Here is an 18954-nt window from a genome sequence, read left to right on the forward strand (position 1 = left end):
TTTAATTCACCCTTTCTAATTTTTCGTTACTTGCTGCAATTAATAAGTTTAGTTTCGCTAATGCTTTTCCAGAGTCAATGCTATGCGCTGCGAGTGTTATTCCTTCTTCAATCGTCTTTGCTTTTCCATTTGCGAAAAGAGCAAGCCCTGCATTGAATAAAACAGTATCACGGTAAACACTCTTTTCTCCGCTTAATACTCCGAGCGTAATCTTTGCATTTTCTTTCGAATTCCCGCCTCTAATCTCTTCGTTTTTCACTATTGCGAATCCATATTTCTCAGGTTCAATGCTCGTTTCTACTATTTCATTATCTTTTAAAATGACAACATGATTTTCTCCTTGCAATGATGCTTCATCTAAAAACCCACTTCCGTTTACGACAAGTGCTTGTTTTCTTCCTAGTTTCTGTAGTACTTGCGCAACTGGTAGTAACATATCTCGTTTATAAATGCCGACAAATTGTGTTTCTAAATTCACCGGATTCGTTAACGGTCCAATTAAGTTAAAGATCGTCGGAACGTTTAATTCTTTTCTTATTTTCATAATGCGCTTTAATGCTGGATGCATCGCTGGTGCGAATAAAAATGCGATTCCGACATGCTCTAATAAATAATCAATTTCGTTTGGCGTACTACTAATATTTACACCGAGTTCTTCTAATAAATCTGCACTTCCTGTTTTACTAGAAACAGCACGATTACCATGTTTTGCAACCTTTACGTCAGCTCCTGCCAGTACAAATGCTGATGTTGTGCTAATATTAAACGTTTGGGCACCGTCACCACCTGTCCCGCAATTGTCCATCGCGCCTTGTATATGATTCGAAAACGGTAATGCCTTTTCGCGAAGAGCTCGAACGAGACCGTATATTTCTTCTGCCGTTTCACCTTTCGCTTTCAGTAAGACTAAGAAAGCTGCAATTTCACTTTCCAATATGTTTTCATTTAATAAAAGAAGCCCCGCTTTATACATTTCCTCTTCTGTTAAATGTTGTCCCTCCACTAATTTACGAAGATAGTTATTCATACTCTTTCCTCCTCTTTCACTTCGCCTAAAAAGGCACGTATTAACTTTCCGCCTTCTTCTGTCGCGATTGATTCCGGATGAAACTGTAATCCGAAGAGCGGATAATAATTGTGACGAACTGCCATTATTTCTCCATCGTCCATCGCTGTCGCTAATATGTCAAAACACTGTGGCAAGCTCGTTTGTGCGGCAACAAGAGAATGGTAGCGCATCGCTGTTAGCGGCTGCGTCACATATGAAAAGATTGACGTTCCGTTATGTTTCACACGCGATGTTTTTCCGTGTTTAATGCGCTCTGCTCTTACAATCTCTCCTCCAAACGCTGATATAATTGCTTGATGACCAAGGCAAATACCTAATATGGGAACGTTCTTATAAAAATGACGAATTACTTCAATACAAATACCAGCCTCCTCTGGTTTTCCTGGTCCTGGCGAAAGCACAATTCCTTTTGGGTTCATTTCTTCTAATTGTTCTATCGTTATTTGATCATTTCTTACGACAACAATATCTTCTTCGTATTCGCCTAATAGTTGATACAAGTTATATGTGAATGAATCATAATTATCGATAAGTACAATCATTTCATTACCTCCAATAGCGCTCTCGCTTTATTTAATGTTTCTTCATATTCAGCTACTGGATCTGAATCGTAAACGATACCCGCTCCTGCCTGAACGTATGCTTTTTCATCCTTTACAACCATTGTTCGAATGGCGAGCGCCATATCAAGATTCCCTGAAAAACTAACGTATCCAACTGCACCGGCGTACACATTTCTTTTTTCATTCTCTAGCTCATTTATAATTTCCATCGCTCTAATTTTCGGAGCACCTGATACCGTCCCCGCTGGTAAGCAATACGCTAATGCATCAAATCCGCTCATTCGTTTTCGCAATGTTCCGTAAACTTCAGATACAATGTGCATAACATGAGAATATTTTTCTACTTTCATATATTTATCTATCGTAACTGAGCCGATTTCACTCACTCTACCAATATCATTTCGCCCAAGATCTACAAGCATCATATGCTCCGCTCGCTCTTTCTCATTTTCTAACAGCTCTTTTTCAATTTCCGTATCTTCCTGCTTTGTCTTCCCTCTCGGCCTCGTACCAGCAATTGGATTTGTCATCACTTTATCCTCTCTTACTGATAACAAACTTTCTGGCGAAGAACCGAGTACAACATAATCTTGAAGATCGATATAGAACATATATGGTGATGGATTGGCAATTCGAAGTTTTCGATATAACGCGAATGGATCACCAACACATTCACTTTGCAAACGCTGAGATAATACAACTTGAAATATGTCCCCGGCCCCGATGTGTTCTTTCGCAGTTTCTACCATCACGCAAAATTCTCTTTCCGTTATAGAAGAAGTGAATGATAATGTTGATCTTATTTCAGTTACTTCCGCTTCTTCTCCCTGTAGCACTTCCTCTTTGTATATTTGCAACCTTTCATATACTTCTTCGTAATCTGCTGAATCATCTTCCCTGCATACATATACAAACGACAACTTTTGGCGTAAATGATCGTAAACGATAAACTCACGATATAGTAAAAGGTGTACTTCTGGAATATTCAATGGATCATATAAATCTGCTCCAATGTTTTCATATTGCCGAATGACGTCATAGCCAATATAACCAACTGCTCCACCGCAAAATGGAAATGGACTATCTACTTGAGCTGACGCGATCACTTCTTCTAACACTTGAAGTACGTTACTTTGCAACTTTTCTGACCTGCCGTAAATGGTTCGTTCCACTTCCGTACCAACGCTTTTCACTTCTCCATAAGGATTACATCCTAAGTAAGAATAACGCCCTTTATCTTGATGAAGCTGTGAACTTTCTAATAAAAATTTCTTCTTCCCTTTCATACGTCTATATAAAGAAATTGGCGTAATGCTATCTCCTTCTTCTTCAATAATTACTAAAAATGTTTTTCTTTGTTCTTTCTGTTTTATAAATTCCTCTTTTGTCATCATGCCTTTCACCTCATCCTGAAAAATAAAAAAGTCCTCTACATATCGAAAATATGTAGAGGACGATAAATTTACCGTGGTACCACCTCATGTTGGACGCAAAAGCATCCCGCTTTATTCAGGTACAAAATATATACCTTATCCTTGTAACGGCGGAACCCGGGTTGCCTACTGAAAATAATTGTTCAGCATACCTCTCGTAAGCCCATTCCGTATATAGCACCGTACCGGGCTCCCACCTATTCCCGGCTCTCTGTAACGTCTCCAATATACGTACTCTTCTTACTTAAACGATTTCTTCTATTTAATTTTTTATACACAAAAAGGGAGTACTCATCCTATAGAAAGGACGGGTACTCCCGTGGTGCCACCTTAATTCGTTACGAACGTAACGCACTTTACCGTATCAAAAACAATACGTGTCTCTTGTATCGATGAGATCATGTCGCCAAAGCCTACTTCTTTCGTTTCGGTTTGGAAGCTCCGAAGCCCATTCCACATCAATTCCATACTGATTCGCACCAACCATCAGCTCTCTGACATGTTCATCATGTGTACTCTTCTTCATCAACGCTTGCATTTTTTTAAGTTGCACTCATTATAGACCTAACTTTTTTCACAAGTCAATACTTTTTAAAAAATTTTATTTTTCTCTCCTTTCAATATTATATTGACAAAACAACCTCTTTTTATGTAAATATAATAAATACTCTATTAAAAATAAGGTTTTTTGTATGAATATTATATATTAAAAAAGTAAAATGACATCAAAAAACGCTTACATTTCTGAAAATTCATATTTCTATATGGATTTTTCAGAATAATCATGATAGATTATAAATATGCATAACGCATCAAAAGACATGACAAAAGGAAGGGGAACTACATGAGTACGCAGATGTTAACTTTAACTTCTATCTCTATTTACATGCTCGGGATGTTAGTAATTGGCTATTTTGCCTATAAACGAACGTCCAACTTAACAGATTATATGCTTGGCGGGCGTACACTAGGCCCCGCAGTAACGGCATTAAGTGCTGGAGCATCCGATATGAGTGGTTGGCTTTTAATGGGCTTACCCGGTGCAATGTTTAGCGTTGGATTAAGTAGTAGTTGGATTGCGATCGGCCTAACACTAGGCGCATACGCAAACTGGCTATATGTCGCTCCTCGCTTACGTACCTACTCAGAAATTGCAAACAACTCTATTACTATCCCAGAATTTTTGGAACATCGCTTCCAAGACAAATCCCATATGCTACGCTTAGTATCTGGACTTGTTATTATGATTTTCTTTACTTTTTATGTAGCTTCAGGATTAGTTTCAGGCGCTGTATTATTTGAAAATTCATTTGGTATGAACTACCATGTTGGATTATTCATTGTTGCAGGCGTTGTTGTAGCTTACACGTTATTTGGTGGTTTCTTAGCAGTAAGTTGGACAGACTTCGTGCAAGGAATCATTATGGTGATTGCTCTTATTCTTGTTCCTACTGTTACAATTATGAATGTAAATGGGCTTGGTCCAGCATTTAGCACAATTAAATCAATTGATCCAACATTATTAGACATTTTTAAAGGCACTTCTGTATTAGGTATTATTTCATTATTCGCATGGGGCCTTGGTTATGTTGGACAACCACATATTATCGTACGCTTTATGGCGATTTCTTCTGTAAAAGAAATTAAAAGTGCAAGACGAATTGGTATGAGCTGGATGATTTTCTCTGTTGTCGGAGCTATGTTTACTGGTCTTATCGGTATTGCATACTACTCAGACAAAGGATTAAAACTATCCAATCCAGAGACAATTTTCCTTGAACTGGGAAAAATTTTATTCCACCCACTTATTACTGGATTTTTATTAGCCGCTATTTTAGCAGCGATTATGAGTACAATCTCATCTCAGTTACTCGTGACTTCTAGTGCCATAACTGAAGACTTATATCGTACTTTCTTTAAACGTTCTGCTTCTGATAAAGAGCTTGTATTTGTCGGCCGTATGGCTGTACTTGTTATTGCATTAGTTGGATGTACATTAGCGTTTAAACAAAATGATACGATTTTAGCTCTTGTTGGATACGCTTGGGCTGGATTTGGCTCTTCATTCGGACCTGCTATTTTATTAAGCTTATATTGGAAACGTATGACGAAGTGGGGCGCACTTGCTGGTATGATTTCTGGTGCCGCTACAGTCATTATTTGGACTCAATTCAAATTCTTAAAAGAATCCTTATATGAAATGATTCCTGGTTTCACTATTAGTTTACTAGTAATCGTAATTGTTAGTTTACTAACACAGCCTTCAAAAGAAATTGAAGAGCAATTTGAGGATTTCGAAAAACAACATAGTGATAATCTATAAAGGAAAAGCTCTGCTGTTATGATAGCAGAGCTTTCTTTTTATCCCGCTATTTGTTGGCAATAAGACTCACACCTCAAAATTCGGCGAATATGAAGGAGTTAGGTGGGAAATAACTGCCCGATTGGTAAGAACTAATTAAATTTGCAATTTATCAATGTTCGACAATCTTCTGCTCGAATTTAACAATTTCTTTATGTTTCATTAAATTAAACGTAACACTACTCCTTTATAGTAGTACTATCAGCACTTATACAGAAAGGGGACTCCAACATGTTAGCAGCTTTCCAGCAACAACAAACACGAAAGTTTTCACCTATCACCAATACTTCTGCGTCTTGTTTGAACATACAACCTAATCCACCTAAAATTTCAATTGCTCCTTCTGTTATTTCAGTCATCGGTGTTCATATGGAAAAAAATAAGTTGAAAATAAGAACTGGCCAAAGCACTGAGTTATCCGCCACTGTTTTGCCAGTACAAGCAACCAATAACGAACTTATTTGGACAAATATGAATGCTGATGTTATCACACTGTATCCAAAAGGTGATACAGTAACGATTACTGGAAAAAGTGCCGGAAGAGCAGTCGTAATTGTCACAACTGCTGAAGGAAAGTTCCGTGACCTATGTATCATTCATGTACAACCTTATATGACAAATCCAAAGTAAAAGAGTGGCTACGAAGCCACTCTTTTACTTTGTTTCAATGTATGTATTTTTACTTGTAACGAGATTGATGAATTGCTCTTTATCTTTAGGAGAAATAATTTCTGTTTGATGTGATCCATAAATAATTTCAAGTCGATCAAATGATAAGGCATAAGCTGCTATTGGATTTTTCGTATTTGAAATTTGTTTTATATCTCGTATAAATATGCGCTTTTTCACGAAACCGGATCTAATAGTAATTGTTTCTTCTCCAACAATGTATTTTGTTGAAAACCAACTCCAAATAAATACTATGGCTAATGGGATTGTGAAAAATAAAAGAAAATATTCTCTCCCTGCAAATATAGGAGCAAAACACGCTCCCATGACAACGAAAAAAATCGGATATAACCATGTATCTTTTTTTGATGGAAACTCCATTTCCCTTCCCCTTCTACGCCCGTATTTCTATAAAACAAAAAGAGAAGTATCACAACCTCTCTTTTCTCTCTTAACATTATAATTCCTGTGTATAAACAGGCTCGTTTACGACATTTTTTGCTGTTCGTTTTTGTTGCTGCAATAAGAAAACAGATACACCAAACAATACGAGCATGCTACCGATCATTTGCATTGCATTTAATCTTTCCCCAAGTAAGAAAAACGCTAGTATAGATGCTCCAACTGGTTCCCCTAAAATACTCATCGAAATTGTTGTTGCATTTACGTAGTTTAATAACCAATTATTAATGACGTGTGACACTGTCGGCACGACCGCAAGTAAAAGAAAGACGGTCCAATCCCACTTTGTATAACCTGTAAAAGGCACTTGCAACACTATATTATAAATCCCCATAAAAATACCTGCGAATGCAAAAACAGTAAAGCTATAAATCCAATGTGATACTTTCTTTACTGTCGTTTGCCCGATAAATAAATAACCGACAACTGCTATTACACTTAAAAAGGATAATATATCTCCATAAATTGCTTGTTCACTTAGTCCTAAATCTCCCCAACCGATACACACTACACCTAGTATCGCAATTGCCATTGTCGCAATGGCTGAGTATGTTGTTCTTTCTTTAAACAAGAAAAAACCTCCAACTAAAGATACGATTGGTTGAAGCGCTAAAATAATCGTCGAACTCGCAACTGTTGTATGCTTTAAAGATTCAAACCATAAAAGAAAATGAAGTGCTAAAAAGAAACCAGATCCAATTAAAAATCCCCAATCTTTTATTTGAATCTTACTAAACTCTTCCCGTTTTTTCCAAACGATAGGCAGCATAAGAAGTACGATAATCCATAATCGATACATACTTAATATGGAAGATGGTGCTGAGGACATCTTTACAAAAACTGCTGCGAATGAAATGGCTATAATGGAAATGGCTAATGGTAGTGCGATTGACCTTTCTTGTTTCAAATTCCGTCTCCCCTCTCACCTGTCAAAAATCCCACTTCATTATATCCGTTTTCTTTCCTAACTTAAATACTAATTTTTTAGATTCTTCGTACCATTATGGTAAAATAGAAACGAAAGCACCTATTAGTGAATATTTCTTTCTTTTTCACTACAAGCGTCGCTCTTACAATCATTACAGTAAATTTTTATTTAGGGGGATCTACATGAATCAAACAATTGGGAGAATTGAAGAGATTTCATTTTATAGTGCATCACTTCAAGAAGATGTTACACTTCTCGTTTACTTACCGGTAAATTACACACCACTGCACAAACATACAGTTGTCATTGCACAAGATGGCAGAGATTATTTTCAGCTTGGGAAAGCACACCGTGTAATTGAGCGCCTTCGTGAAACTGAAGAAATTGACCGTACAATTATTGTCGGTATTCCATATAAAAATGTACACGATCGTAAAGAAAAATATTTCCCAAATGAAGTAAAAAACGCTGCGTATATTCGTTTCCTTGCTCATGAACTTGCACCATATATCGATGAAAATTATCCAACGTACCAAATGGGAAAAGGTCGTGTGCTAATTGGTGATTCTCTCGGCGGAACAGTTTCCTTTATGACTGCACTTATGTATCCGCATACATTCGGTAAAGTTGTTATGCAATCACCTTTTGTGGATGAAACAGTAATGAACTTAGCAAAAGACTTCAAAAATCCGGAGGCGCTAGAGCTTTATCACGTTATTGGGACAGAAGAAACAGCTGTAAAGCGCACTGATGGACAAGTATCTGATTTCGTAGGGCCGAACCGTGAGCTTAATACCCTTCTGACAGATAGAAATTTCATCACACATTACGAAGAGTTTGAAGGCAATCATACGTGGAAATATTGGCAAACTGATTTACCGAAAGCTTTCTCTCATATGCTATCAATGAAATAATAGAGAGCAGTATTCAGAATAATTTGATATAATAGAGTAAGAGAGTTATTTTCTCAAAATCTAACTAGACTTACAAAGGGAGGAATTGGAACATGAAATTAGGCATTGTAATTTTTCCATCTAAAATGATTCAAGATAAAGCGAACGGATTGCGTAAACGTTATGATCCACACTACGCATTAGTTCCGCCACATATTACATTGAAAACACCCTTTGAGACGCAAGATGAACAATTAGAATCGATTGTAAACGAGTTACATACAATCGCAAGTAAAACGAACCCTTTCACCCTTCATGTTGGAAAAGTTGGTTCATTCGCACCTGTTAATAATGTTATTTATTTTAAAGTAGAAAAAACACCTGAACTTACTTTCTTAAATGAGGAAATGCATAGCGGATTCTTTACACAAGAACGCGAATACGCTTTTGTACCTCATTTAACAATTGGGCAAGGCTTATCAGATGCAGAGCATGCTGATGTACTAGGTCGATTACGTATGAAAGATTTCTATTACGAACAACCAATCGACCGTTTCCACCTACTATATCAATTAGAAAATGGAACATGGACTGTACACGAAACATTCCGCCTTGGAAAGGGGAACAACTAATTTGCATGCACAGATCGTACAAACGGACGAACAACTAAGAGATGCATTCTCTGTACGTAAGCAAGTATTTGTGAAGGAACAGCAAGTTTCTGCTGAAGAAGAGTATGATGAGTTTGAAGAAACTTCCATACACGTTGTTATATATGATAATGATGTTCCCGTTGGTGCTGGGCGTTTTCGCACCGTTGATGGAATAGGAAAAATGGAACGCATTTGCGTACTAGCTTCCCATCGTAAAAAAGGCATTGGAAAAATTGTTATGGATGCACTTGAAGCATATGCGAAGGAAAACTCGCTACCAAAATTGAAGCTGCATGCTCAAACACATGCTGAAGATTTCTATAAGAAACTTGGATATGTAACGAATTCTGATGTATTTATGGAAGCAAATATTCCTCACATCGTTATGACAAAAGAATTGTAATTTGAAAACAGGAGGTATCCCCTCCTGTTTTTTACATTGCTATTTTCTTTTTCTTCCGCTAAAGTTAAATGTTGATGCTATAGTTTTGAAGGTGAATATATGACACAAGAAAAATTTTCACAAAAATCATTAACGCACGCTGATATTCCACGTGCAACATATCATATTCCGAAAACATCTACCCATTTAATTATGGAAGAAGATGCAGATGCAGCGTATTTCCGCGCTCTCGAACAGCAAAATGTATTTTTAAACGAAAAACAATTAGAAGCCGTACGAACGACAGAAGGTCCTGTTCTTACACTGGCTGGTGCCGGAAGCGGGAAAACATCTGTTTTAACAACTCGCGTCGGTTATTTAGTAAATGTAAAACAAGTTCATCCGAGAAATATTTTATTACTTACATTTACACAAAAAGCGGCTGAAGAAATCCGAAATCGTGTAGCGAATTTACCAGGTATGAATCATGCTGCAAGTAGCTACGTTGTTGCCGGTACGTTCCACTCTGTCTTTTTAAAATTGCTTCGTAGTCAAGGATATAATCAGCAAATTTTAGCAAACGAAAAACATAAACAAATTATGATAAAGAAAATTTTAAAAGAATTGCGTTTAAAAGACGATTATGATGCTGAAACGATGCTCGCGATGATTTCACTTGAGAAAAACAAATTAAATCGTCCGAAAGATGTAAAAGCAAAAACACCCGTTGAACAAGAATTTAAAGAAGTATACGAGCGTTTTGAAGAAGTGAAACAACGATATAATTATATTGATTTCGATGACATCTTATTAGAAACATATTATATGTTAGAAAATAACGCTCCTTTGCTTACCCAATTACAACAACGTTTCCACTATATTGAAGTAGATGAGTTCCAAGATACATCGTATGCTCAATATGAAATTGTAAAATTGTTAGCTTCGCCAAGAAATAATTTATTTATCGCAGGTGATGACGATCAAGCTATATACGGTTGGCGAGGAGCAAGTCACCAAATTATTTTATCTTTTCCAAAAGAATTTGATAACACTACGATTATCGCCCTTAATACGAATTATCGATCCAATCCTTTTATTGTCGGACTTGGAAATGAAGTTATCAAACTAAATCAAGAACGGTTTGATAAAGAGCTATATTCTGTTCGTGAAGAAGGTGTACAACCTTTTTATGCAAGACCGGCTACGACTCTTGATGAAGCAAATCAAATTTTGCAGCTCATTCAAGAAAAAGTAGATAGTGGTGAACGAAATTATAAAGATTTTTGTTTGCTGTATCGCACACATTCTGTAAGCCGTTCGTTACTTGATCAGCTTACCATTCATAAAATCCCGTTTATTAAGCACGGTGCGAGTCAGTCATTTTATGAACATTCTTTAATTAAGCCTGTATTGGATCATTTACGACTAGTAATTGAACCATTTCGATTAGAATCACTTTCAAACATATTGCCAACGATGTATATCGGGCGTGATGATTGTATTTCATTTATTGAACGTGAACAATGGAAATATGGTGAAGGCCGTTTCCCTTCTCTTCTTCATTTCTTATTATTAAATCCGAACTTAAAACCTTTTCAAGTGAAAAAGGTAAATGAGCGTATCGATTTTATTAAATTTATAAAAGAATTAGAACCGAAAAAAGCATTAAAAGAAATTATTCATGGCAAAGGAAAGTATTTAGAGTACTTACAAAGTAACGATCGTTCATCCTTTACGATGCATAAAGATATACAAGAAGAAATGTTAGAAGAATTAATGGAGTCAGCAAATCGTTTCACCGACATTCCAGCTTATTTACAATTTATTGATGAAGCAATTCAAGGGCAAAAAGAAATGGAAGCATTAAAAACAATGCCGCAAAAAGATGCTGTTTCACTTATGTCTATTCATAACGCAAAGGGCCTTGAATTTCCATGTGTCTTTTTACTTGGAGCGAGCGATGGTATTCTGCCCCATACTTCTTCTTTAAAAGATGCAAATGATCGTGTTACAGAGACTTCTGAAGCTTTAGAAGAAGAACGCCGACTACTTTATGTCGCAATTACACGTGCAAAAGAAGAATTGTACATTTCCTCTCCACAATTTTTCAGAGGAAAAAAATTAGATATATCTCGTTTTTTGTACACTGTACGAAAGGATTTACCTGAAAAGACATCCACTAAATAAGGATGTCTTTTTTTATATTGCATTATGTACATCCCTCCTATATAAATTCCCTGTTTTCATCATGATAATTAACGTAATATCAACCATATCTCATTCATATTGTAATAGTGTATGTCAGAACTCACGAGAAGGAGTGAACATAATGAGCTGCAATTGTAACGAAGACCATCATCATCATCATCACGATTGTGATTTCAACTGTGTATCAAATGTCGTTCGTTTTATACATGAATTACAAGAATGTGCAACCACAACATGTGGATCTGGTTGCGAAGTTCCATTTTTAGGAGCACATAATAGTGCATCCGTAGCAAATACGCGTCCTTTTATTTTATACACAAAAGCTGGAGCACCTTTTGAAGCATTTGCACCTTCTGCAAACCTTACTAGCTGCCGCTCTCCAATTTTCCGTGTCGAGAGTATAGATGATGATGATTGCGCTGTATTGCGTGTATTAAGTGTAGTATTAGGTGATACTTCTCCTGTACCACCTACCGACGATCCAATCTGTACATTCCTAGCTGTACCAAATGCAAGATTAATATCGACTAACACTTGTCTTACTGTTGATTTAAGTTGCTTCTGTGCTATTCAATGCTTGCGTGATGTTACGATTTAAAACTAAATAATGAGTTAAGCATGGATTGGGTGGCAGATAATTCTGCCACCCAATCCATGCTTAACGAGTATTATTATGTAAATTTCTTAAAATTGGGAACTTGTCTAGAACATAGAACCTGTCCTTTTCATTAACTGAAAGTAGAAACAGATAAAGGAGTGAAAAACATGTTCTCTTCTGATTGCGAATTTACGAAAATTGATTGCGAGGCGAAACCAGCTAGTACACTACCTGCCTTCGGTTTTGCTTTCAACGCGTCTGCACCTCAGTTCGCTTCATTATTTACACCACTACTATTACCTAGCGTAAGCCCAAACCCAAATATTACTGTTCCTGTAATAAACGATACAGTAAGTGTCGGAGATGGCATCCGAATTCTACGAGCTGGTATTTATCAAATCAGTTATACATTAACAATTAGTCTTGATAACGTACCTACTGCACCAGAAGCTGGTCGTTTCTTCTTATCATTAAATACACCAGCAAACATTATTCCTGGATCAGGTACAGCGGTTCGTTCTAACGTTATTGGTACTGGTGAAGTAGATGTATCCAGTGGTGTTATTCTGATTAACTTAAATCCTGGTGACTTAATTCAAATTGTACCAGTCGAGTTAATTGGAACTGTAGACATCCGTGCTGCAGCATTAACAGTTGCACAAATTAGCTAGTAAAAAGCGGTATTTCTCCTTTGAAATACCGCTTTTTATATGTATAATAAAAAACACTCACAGTAGCATGAGTGTTTCATTCTTCATAGTGTTTTATTGTGTTCTTTTTTTTCCCACAATTACATCCCTTTTTCTTCACAAACCCTTGTTGTTGCAATTGTTCTTGATATGCCTGTTGTTGTGCATAGTGCTGTTGCTGTATGTTATACCATTGCTGCAGGTCATATGAATTTTGCCTTGGATTATTGCTCACAGCAAACATCTCCTCTACTGTCAATTCTGTCTATTTACTATATGAACAACTCTTTATTTCCGTTCCCTCATTCTTTTAAACTCCGCTTTTTCTCGTATTATGGAAATATATTATTCTCCCATAAAATATCCTGTAATCGTTTCAATGATTGCTGCTGCTCCTGCAATAGCTAATAATGCAAGTAACGGCTCTGCAACGATCGGAATCCAATTATATAAAACTAATAAAAAAGCACTAACCCATACACCTGTACACCAATAACAGCTTAACAATTCGCCAATCCACTTTCTTAATCCTTTACCTTTTACTTTTGTAAAAGTTGATACACTTCCATCCGGTTCTGTAATCTCTAATTCATCAATAAATGGTCTTCGCAAAAAAGCTGTAATTTTATCATACACAATTAAACGGGTGAGCCTAAAAGCCGCTAACGCGAAAATAAAAAATAAAAGCCAACTTGTAAACAGCATAATTCCACCTTCCCTTATCTTCTTTCGCCTATTTAAAAAAAAAGGTCTTGAGATTGTGACCAAATCTCCTCGACTCCAATATCTTATTAATGTAAATACAAACAAGAAGATAAGGAGTGACATTAATGAGTTGTAACGAAAATAAACACCATGGCTCTTCTCATTGTGTAGTTGACGTTGTAAAATTCATCAATGAATTACAAGATTGTTCTACAACAACGTGTGGATCTGGTTGTGAAATTCCATTTTTAGGTGCACACAATACTGCATCAGTAGCAAATACACGCCCTTTTATTTTATACACAAAAACTGGAGAACCTTTTGAAGCATTTGCACCATCATCAAGCCTTACTAGCTGCCGCTCTCCAATTTTCCGTGTGGAAAGCGTAGATGATGATAGCTGTGCTGTGCTACGTGTATTAAGTGTAGTATTAGGTGACGGTACTCCGGTACCACCTGGTGACGATCCAATTTGTACGTTTTTAGCTGTACCAAATGCAAGACTAGTATCGACATCTACTTGCATTACTGTAGATTTAAGCTGTTTCTGTGCGATTCAATGCTTACGCGACGTTACTATCTAATAAAGTGAAGTAAACTAAAAAACTATTGGGGTGGTAGAAAGTTTCTACCACCTTTACATATTTAAAAGCCGGCCATACTAATTGATTGGATTTCATCTATAGACAACTTAATATCTCGCATACTATTTGGCGGCATAATCGCTACAATTCCATTACGATACGATATGATTGATCCGACATATGAGAGGGTAGCTGTTTTTATTCTGCACCTTACTTTCGGAATATAGTGAGGGCGATTTAACAAAAAATGAATCTTCTCTTCATTATTCATATCCTTAAATGATTTATTATACGGGACAGTTCTCACTGGCTCTTGCTGCTCTTGTACTTGTTCCTCTTCTTCTATTTTCCCTTCCACTTGCTGCTCCTCTTGTTGTTCCTGTTCTTGTTCTATTACCTCTTCCACAGCACTACTTACAACATTTTCATCTCTATTACTTTCCTCTTTTCGATCCTCATTTTCAAAGTTTGTTAAGATAATTCTTTTTATTTTCGGTGCAGCAAGTTCCAAACTTACTTGCGCAATATATAACAACGGTTTTCCAACTGTTGAACTTTTATTTTTATTCTTCACACTCGTCCCTCCCACTTCCATACGTAGCTGAATAAATCGTGTACTATTATAGTTATATTCATAACGTGGTAAGAACTTTCGTTAAAAATCGTTCTTTCTAAGAACAAATAAAAAGGACAATCTCAACATGTAGAGATTGTCCTTTAAAATTAATATTATATTTATCCTAAGATATGATACCCTGAATCAACGTGAATGTTTTCTCCTGTTACGCCGCGTGCTAAATCACTGAATAAGAATACTGCTGTATCCCCAACTTCTTCTTGCGTTGTTGTACGACGAAGTGGTGCGCGCTCCTCAATTTCTCTTAAGATTGAGTTAAAGTCGCCTACACCTTTGGCAGATAACGTACGAATTGGACCTGCAGAAATAGCGTTAACGCGAATGCCGTGTTGGCCTAAATCATTTGCTAAATATTTCACGCTCGCTTCTAATGAAGCTTTCGCCACACCCATAACGTTATAGTTTTTCACAACGCGCTCGCCGCCAAGATATGTTAACGTTAAAATATTTCCGCCTTCTGTCATTACTTTCTTCGCTTCTCTTGCTACAGCTGTTAAAGAGAATGCACTAATATTTTGTGCAAGTAAAAATCCATCGCGAGAAGTATCTACAAATTCACCTTTTAAGTCGTCACGATTTGCAAAAGCAATACAGTGTGCAACACCGTGAATTGTACCAACTTCTTGCTTGATTGTTTCAAAACAAGCTGTAAGTTCTTCATCATTTGTTACATCACAAGGTAATACAAGCGATTCTTGTCCTTCTAATGTATCCGCTAATTCACGAACATTTCTCTCTAAACGTTCTCCTGCATATGTGAAGATTAATTTTGCACCTGCATTATGCAAAGAGCGAGCAATTCCCCATGCAATACTTCTTTGGTTCGCAACGCCCATAACAACAAATGTTTTCCCTTGTAATAGTTCCATGATATATCCTCCCAGAAATACTTATACTTGTTATTAGTACCTGATACTATAATTATAGTAACATAAAACCTCTTAAAGGCAAACAAAAAAGTCATTAACTTAAAATTGTTAATGACTTTTGGTTTCTATAAAAAAACGCTCTAATCCTTCTTCCCAAGAAGGCATTTGCAAAAAACCATTTAATCGTAGCATGTTATGTTGGAAAATAGAATATTTCGGCCTTGCTGCTGCAGCCCCAAATTCTTCGGTTGAAACAGGTAACACATTCACCTTCATATTTGCATACGAAAATATTTTCTTTGCAAATTCAAACCAAGAACATGATCCTGTATTGGATACGTGATACGTACCGTATAAAGAAGTATGAATGAGCTTATTAATCATCACATTTAAATCCGCCACATACGTAGGAGAACCGATTTGATCCGCTACAACAGATATTTCTTCTCTTTCTTTCCCTAATCGTATCATCGTTTTCACAAAATTATTTCCATACTTACCATATAACCACGATGTACGAACGATAAAGTATTTATTATGTAACTCTTTGACGAACTGCTCTCCCGCATATTTAGAAGCCCCGTATATATTGATCGGCGCCGGATTATGAAATTCATCGTACCCCTCCGGTCTGTCGCCTTGAAATACATAATCGGTACTAATATAAACTAACTTCGCCCCAACTAATTGTGAAGCAACTGCTACATTTCGAGCTCCTATTGCATTTATTCTATACGCAAGATCTCGTTCTTTCTCAGCATGATCAACCTTCGTATACGCTGCACAATGAATAATGATATGTGGCCTTATTTCTTTTACTACTTGCTGCACTTTGGATATATTTGTTATATCTAGTAACTTTTTATCAAATGGATATATGTCATATTCTTCAGGATTTAACTCTTCTTGTAGTTGCTTTCCTAATTGACCATTTGCTCCTGTTATGATAATCCGTTCTTTCATTTATATACCCCTTACTTTTTTAATGGTTTCCACCATTCCTCATTCTTCTCATACCATTGCACCGTTTCTTGTAACCCTTGCTCAAACGTATACTTCGGTTCCCAATCAAATTCATTCTTCATTTTCTCTGCATCAATCGCATAACGGCGGTCGTGTCCTAAACGATCTGTCACATATTCAATATCCTTTTCCGTTTTTCCTAAGAGAGTAATAATTTGTTCCACAACATCTATATTTGTTTTTTCATTATTTCCACCTATATTATATACTTCTCCTATACGTCCCTTATGCAAAACAACGTCAATCGCACGACAATGATCCGTTACATGTAGCCAATCTCTTACATTTAATCCATCCCCATATAACGGTAATTTTTTTCCTTCGAGCGCATTCGTAACCATTAACGGAATTAATTTTTCAGGATATTGATACGGCCCATAGTTATTGGAACAACGCGTTACGATAACTGGTAATTGATATGTTTTATAATAAGATAAAGCTATCATATCGGCGCTCGCTTTGCTTGAAGAATATGGACTATTTGGAGCTAACGGTGTTTCCTCGGTAAATCGCCCTGTTTTTCCTAAAGATCCATACACCTCATCCGTTGATACTTGCACGAGTTTAATATGCGGATATTTTTTTACTAATTCTAATAAGGTGACTGTCCCAATTACATTTGTATCATAAAAAGGGATCGGATTTTCAATACTACGGTCCACATGTGATTCAGCTGCGAAATTGACGATGACTTGCACATCACGTTCCTGAATAACATGCTCCAGCAGCTCTCCATTTTGAATTTCCCCTTTTACAAAATAGTAATTCGGATGATCTTGAATAGACTTTACATTATTTAGATTTCCACTATATGTTAATGCATCGAAATTAATAATTTTATATGTTTCATAGCTTTGTAACATATAATGCACAAAATTACTTCCAATAAATCCAGCTCCACCTGTTACTAATATATTCATAAACAACTCTCCTACTCAAAAGCTATCTTCACATTCCTGAAGTAATGGTAATATTCGATCTTTATCAGACAAAATAGGACTTGTTACCGGCCATGGAATTGCTAATTCTTTATCGTTCCAAAGTACCCCTGAGTCATGATCGGCACTATAATACTCATCTACTTTATACATAACAATCGTATGCGGGACAAGTGTACAAAAACCGTGCGCAAATCCTTTTGGTACTAATAATTGCCGATGATTATCTGCGCTTAAAATATATCCTCTCCACTGTTTAAACGTTGGTGAATCTTTTCGCAAATCTACGATAACGTCATAGATTGCCCCTTGCATAACTTGAATAAGTTTCGTTTGTGCTTTCGGATTTTTTTGAAAGTGTAATCCGCGAATCGTTCCCGCTTCCGCTGAATACGAAACATTATCCTGTACAAATGAATGCGTAACCCCTAATGTTTCTAGCACCTTCTTATTATAACTTTCAGTAAAAAAGCCACGATCATCTCCAAATAACCTCGGTTCCAACAATTTTGCGTCGGTAAAGTTTGTTTCTATAACTTTCATATTCTCACCTATTCTCCGTTAAACTGTTTACCAAAGTTTATATCCCGCGCTAACGTATTCGCCCTTTGAAGAGAAACATGAGTTCCTGCATCAGTCCACCAGCCGCTCATTTCATTATAAGTAAGTACCCCTCGTTTTAAATACCAATTATTGATATCTGTAATTTCAAGTTCTCCCCTTGCGGAAGGTTTTAATTCTTTTATATAAGAAAAGACTTTCGAATCATACAAATAAATTCCTGTAACTGCATAGGAACTTTTCGGCTCTTTCGGCTTTTCTTCAATTTCAATTATTTTTCGGTTTTGAATATTTGCCACGCCAAATCTCTCCGGATCATCTACAGATTGCAGCAGTACTTTCGCACCTTCTTTTTGATTTGTAAACTCTTCAACGTACGGACGAATGTCATCTGAAAAGATATTATCCCCTAATATAACTACCATGCGATCATTCCCAACAAAATCTTCACAAAGCCCTAATGCTTGTGCAATTCCGCCAGCTTTATCTTGCACACGATAAGTGAAAGACACGCCAAACTCTTGACCGCTTCCTAAAAAACTAACAACATCTCCCATATGCTCTTTACCTGTAATAATCATAATATCTGTGATTTCACATTGTTTTAGCTTATATACCGCATGATAAATCATTGGATATCGTCCAACAGGAAGCAAATGTTTATTCGTTACTTTTGTTATGGGATATAATCTCGACCCAGTTCCACCTGCTAAAATAATTCCTTTCAC

General features: G+C 36.5%; 22 protein-coding genes and 2 other annotated features. Of the genes, 9 read left to right on the forward strand and 13 right to left on the reverse strand.

Annotated elements, in window-relative coordinates:
• Window position 1: 1 nt before the first annotated feature.
• From trpD to trpE, 3 genes are read right to left on the reverse strand one after another with little or no spacing between them, the layout of a single operon-like run.
• Window positions 2–1027 (reverse strand): anthranilate phosphoribosyltransferase, encoded by a 1026-nt coding sequence (trpD, locus tag MR147_RS08430; protein ID WP_074609813.1) that lies wholly within the window; start codon window positions 1025–1027, stop codon window positions 2–4.
• On the reverse strand, window positions 1024–1611 hold the full coding sequence (locus MR147_RS08435) for an aminodeoxychorismate/anthranilate synthase component II (RefSeq protein WP_000636334.1): 588 nt from the start codon (window positions 1609–1611) through the stop codon (window positions 1024–1026). Before MR147_RS08435 ends, trpD begins: the two co-directional genes overlap by 4 nt.
• Window positions 1608–3026 carry an anthranilate synthase component I gene (gene trpE, locus MR147_RS08440; RefSeq protein WP_139302881.1) on the reverse strand — a complete coding sequence of 473 codons (1419 nt, stop codon included), beginning with the start codon at window positions 3024–3026 and terminating at the stop codon, window positions 1608–1610. The genes MR147_RS08435 and trpE overlap by 4 nt, the downstream gene beginning before the upstream one ends.
• 52 nt (window positions 3027–3078) lie before the next feature.
• Window positions 3079–3323: a binding site (T-box leader), on the reverse strand.
• A gap of 42 nt (window positions 3324–3365) precedes the next feature.
• Window positions 3366–3603: a binding site (T-box leader), on the reverse strand.
• Window positions 3604–3909: 306 nt separating this feature from the next.
• On the opposite strand from trpE, the gene putP reads away from it, so the two are divergent.
• Together putP and MR147_RS08450 are read left to right on the forward strand one after the other, a co-directional pair.
• Complete coding sequence (gene putP / locus MR147_RS08445; protein ID WP_074609817.1) at window positions 3910–5388, forward strand: sodium/proline symporter PutP; 1479 nt, start codon at window positions 3910–3912, stop codon at window positions 5386–5388.
• Between the two features lie 270 nt (window positions 5389–5658).
• Window positions 5659–6057 (forward strand): Ig-like domain-containing protein, encoded by a 399-nt coding sequence (locus tag MR147_RS08450; protein ID WP_000878719.1) that lies wholly within the window; start codon window positions 5659–5661, stop codon window positions 6055–6057.
• A 24-nt stretch (window positions 6058–6081) separates the two neighbouring features.
• Here the strand turns inward: MR147_RS08450 and MR147_RS08455 are convergent, their stop codons facing one another.
• Entirely contained in the window at window positions 6082–6477 is a 396-nt protein-coding gene (locus tag MR147_RS08455) for a PH domain-containing protein (protein ID WP_074609819.1), read from the reverse strand.
• Between the two features lie 76 nt (window positions 6478–6553).
• The gene (locus MR147_RS08460; RefSeq protein WP_074609821.1) at window positions 6554–7465 is read right to left on the reverse strand and encodes a DMT family transporter; all 912 of its coding nucleotides are present in this window, start codon (window positions 7463–7465) and stop codon (window positions 6554–6556) included.
• Between the two features lie 203 nt (window positions 7466–7668).
• Here MR147_RS08460 and MR147_RS08465 point away from each other — a divergent pair, with 203 nt between their 5' ends.
• From MR147_RS08465 to exsF, 6 genes are all read left to right on the forward strand, one after another.
• Window positions 7669–8400, forward strand: a complete 732-nt coding sequence (locus tag MR147_RS08465) for an alpha/beta hydrolase (protein WP_001076848.1) — start codon at window positions 7669–7671, stop codon at window positions 8398–8400.
• A gap of 92 nt (window positions 8401–8492) precedes the next feature.
• Window positions 8493–9011: a YjcG family protein gene (locus tag MR147_RS08470; RefSeq protein WP_000765876.1), complete on the forward strand. Its 519-nt coding sequence runs from the start codon at window positions 8493–8495 to the stop codon at window positions 9009–9011.
• Between the two features lies 1 nt (window position 9012).
• Window positions 9013–9435 carry a GNAT family N-acetyltransferase gene (locus MR147_RS08475; protein WP_074609823.1) on the forward strand — a complete coding sequence of 141 codons (423 nt, stop codon included), beginning with the start codon at window positions 9013–9015 and terminating at the stop codon, window positions 9433–9435.
• Window positions 9436–9534: 99 nt separating this feature from the next.
• Entirely contained in the window at window positions 9535–11601 is a 2067-nt protein-coding gene (locus MR147_RS08480; RefSeq protein WP_000191172.1) for an ATP-dependent helicase, read from the forward strand.
• A 142-nt stretch (window positions 11602–11743) separates the two neighbouring features.
• Complete coding sequence (cotY, locus tag MR147_RS08485; protein ID WP_074609824.1) at window positions 11744–12220, forward strand: spore coat protein CotY; 477 nt, start codon at window positions 11744–11746, stop codon at window positions 12218–12220.
• Window positions 12221–12387: 167 nt separating this feature from the next.
• Window positions 12388–12891, forward strand: a complete 504-nt coding sequence (exsF, locus tag MR147_RS08490; protein ID WP_000492942.1) for an exosporium protein ExsF — start codon at window positions 12388–12390, stop codon at window positions 12889–12891.
• Between the two features lie 76 nt (window positions 12892–12967).
• On the opposite strand, the gene MR147_RS08495 is transcribed toward exsF, so the two are convergent.
• Both MR147_RS08495 and MR147_RS08500 read right to left on the reverse strand, forming a co-directional pair.
• Window positions 12968–13153: a hypothetical protein gene (locus MR147_RS08495; RefSeq protein ID WP_002194706.1), complete on the reverse strand. Its 186-nt coding sequence runs from the start codon at window positions 13151–13153 to the stop codon at window positions 12968–12970.
• Between the two features lie 101 nt (window positions 13154–13254).
• Window positions 13255–13614, reverse strand: coding sequence for a DUF1360 domain-containing protein (locus MR147_RS08500; protein WP_000899662.1), 360 nt, complete (start codon window positions 13612–13614; stop codon window positions 13255–13257).
• Between the two features lie 125 nt (window positions 13615–13739).
• Between MR147_RS08500 and exsY the strand changes: the two genes are divergently transcribed.
• Window positions 13740–14198 carry an exosporium assembly protein ExsY gene (exsY, locus tag MR147_RS08505; RefSeq protein WP_029437865.1) on the forward strand — a complete coding sequence of 153 codons (459 nt, stop codon included), beginning with the start codon at window positions 13740–13742 and terminating at the stop codon, window positions 14196–14198.
• Between the two features lie 61 nt (window positions 14199–14259).
• On the opposite strand, the gene MR147_RS08510 is transcribed toward exsY, so the two are convergent.
• From MR147_RS08510 to MR147_RS08535, 6 genes are all read right to left on the reverse strand, one after another.
• Window positions 14260–14793, reverse strand: a complete 534-nt coding sequence (locus MR147_RS08510; RefSeq protein WP_074609826.1) for a spore coat CotO family protein — start codon at window positions 14791–14793, stop codon at window positions 14260–14262.
• Window positions 14794–14933: 140 nt separating this feature from the next.
• Complete coding sequence (fabI, locus tag MR147_RS08515) at window positions 14934–15704, reverse strand: enoyl-ACP reductase FabI (RefSeq protein ID WP_000421886.1); 771 nt, start codon at window positions 15702–15704, stop codon at window positions 14934–14936.
• 108 nt (window positions 15705–15812) lie between these two features.
• On the reverse strand, window positions 15813–16667 hold the full coding sequence (gene rfbD / locus MR147_RS08520) for a dTDP-4-dehydrorhamnose reductase (RefSeq protein WP_074609828.1): 855 nt from the start codon (window positions 16665–16667) through the stop codon (window positions 15813–15815).
• A gap of 11 nt (window positions 16668–16678) precedes the next feature.
• Window positions 16679–17647: a dTDP-glucose 4,6-dehydratase gene (rfbB, locus tag MR147_RS08525; protein ID WP_001024148.1), complete on the reverse strand. Its 969-nt coding sequence runs from the start codon at window positions 17645–17647 to the stop codon at window positions 16679–16681.
• A 15-nt stretch (window positions 17648–17662) separates the two neighbouring features.
• On the reverse strand, window positions 17663–18208 hold the full coding sequence (gene rfbC / locus MR147_RS08530; RefSeq protein ID WP_000864162.1) for a dTDP-4-dehydrorhamnose 3,5-epimerase: 546 nt from the start codon (window positions 18206–18208) through the stop codon (window positions 17663–17665).
• Window positions 18209–18216: 8 nt separating this feature from the next.
• Window positions 18217–18954, reverse strand: coding sequence for a sugar phosphate nucleotidyltransferase (locus MR147_RS08535; RefSeq protein ID WP_074609829.1), 738 nt, complete (start codon window positions 18952–18954; stop codon window positions 18217–18219).

This window comes from Bacillus cereus group sp. BfR-BA-01350, assembly GCF_022663775.1.
Taxonomy (GTDB): domain Bacteria; phylum Bacillota; class Bacilli; order Bacillales; family Bacillaceae_G; genus Bacillus_A; species Bacillus_A paranthracis.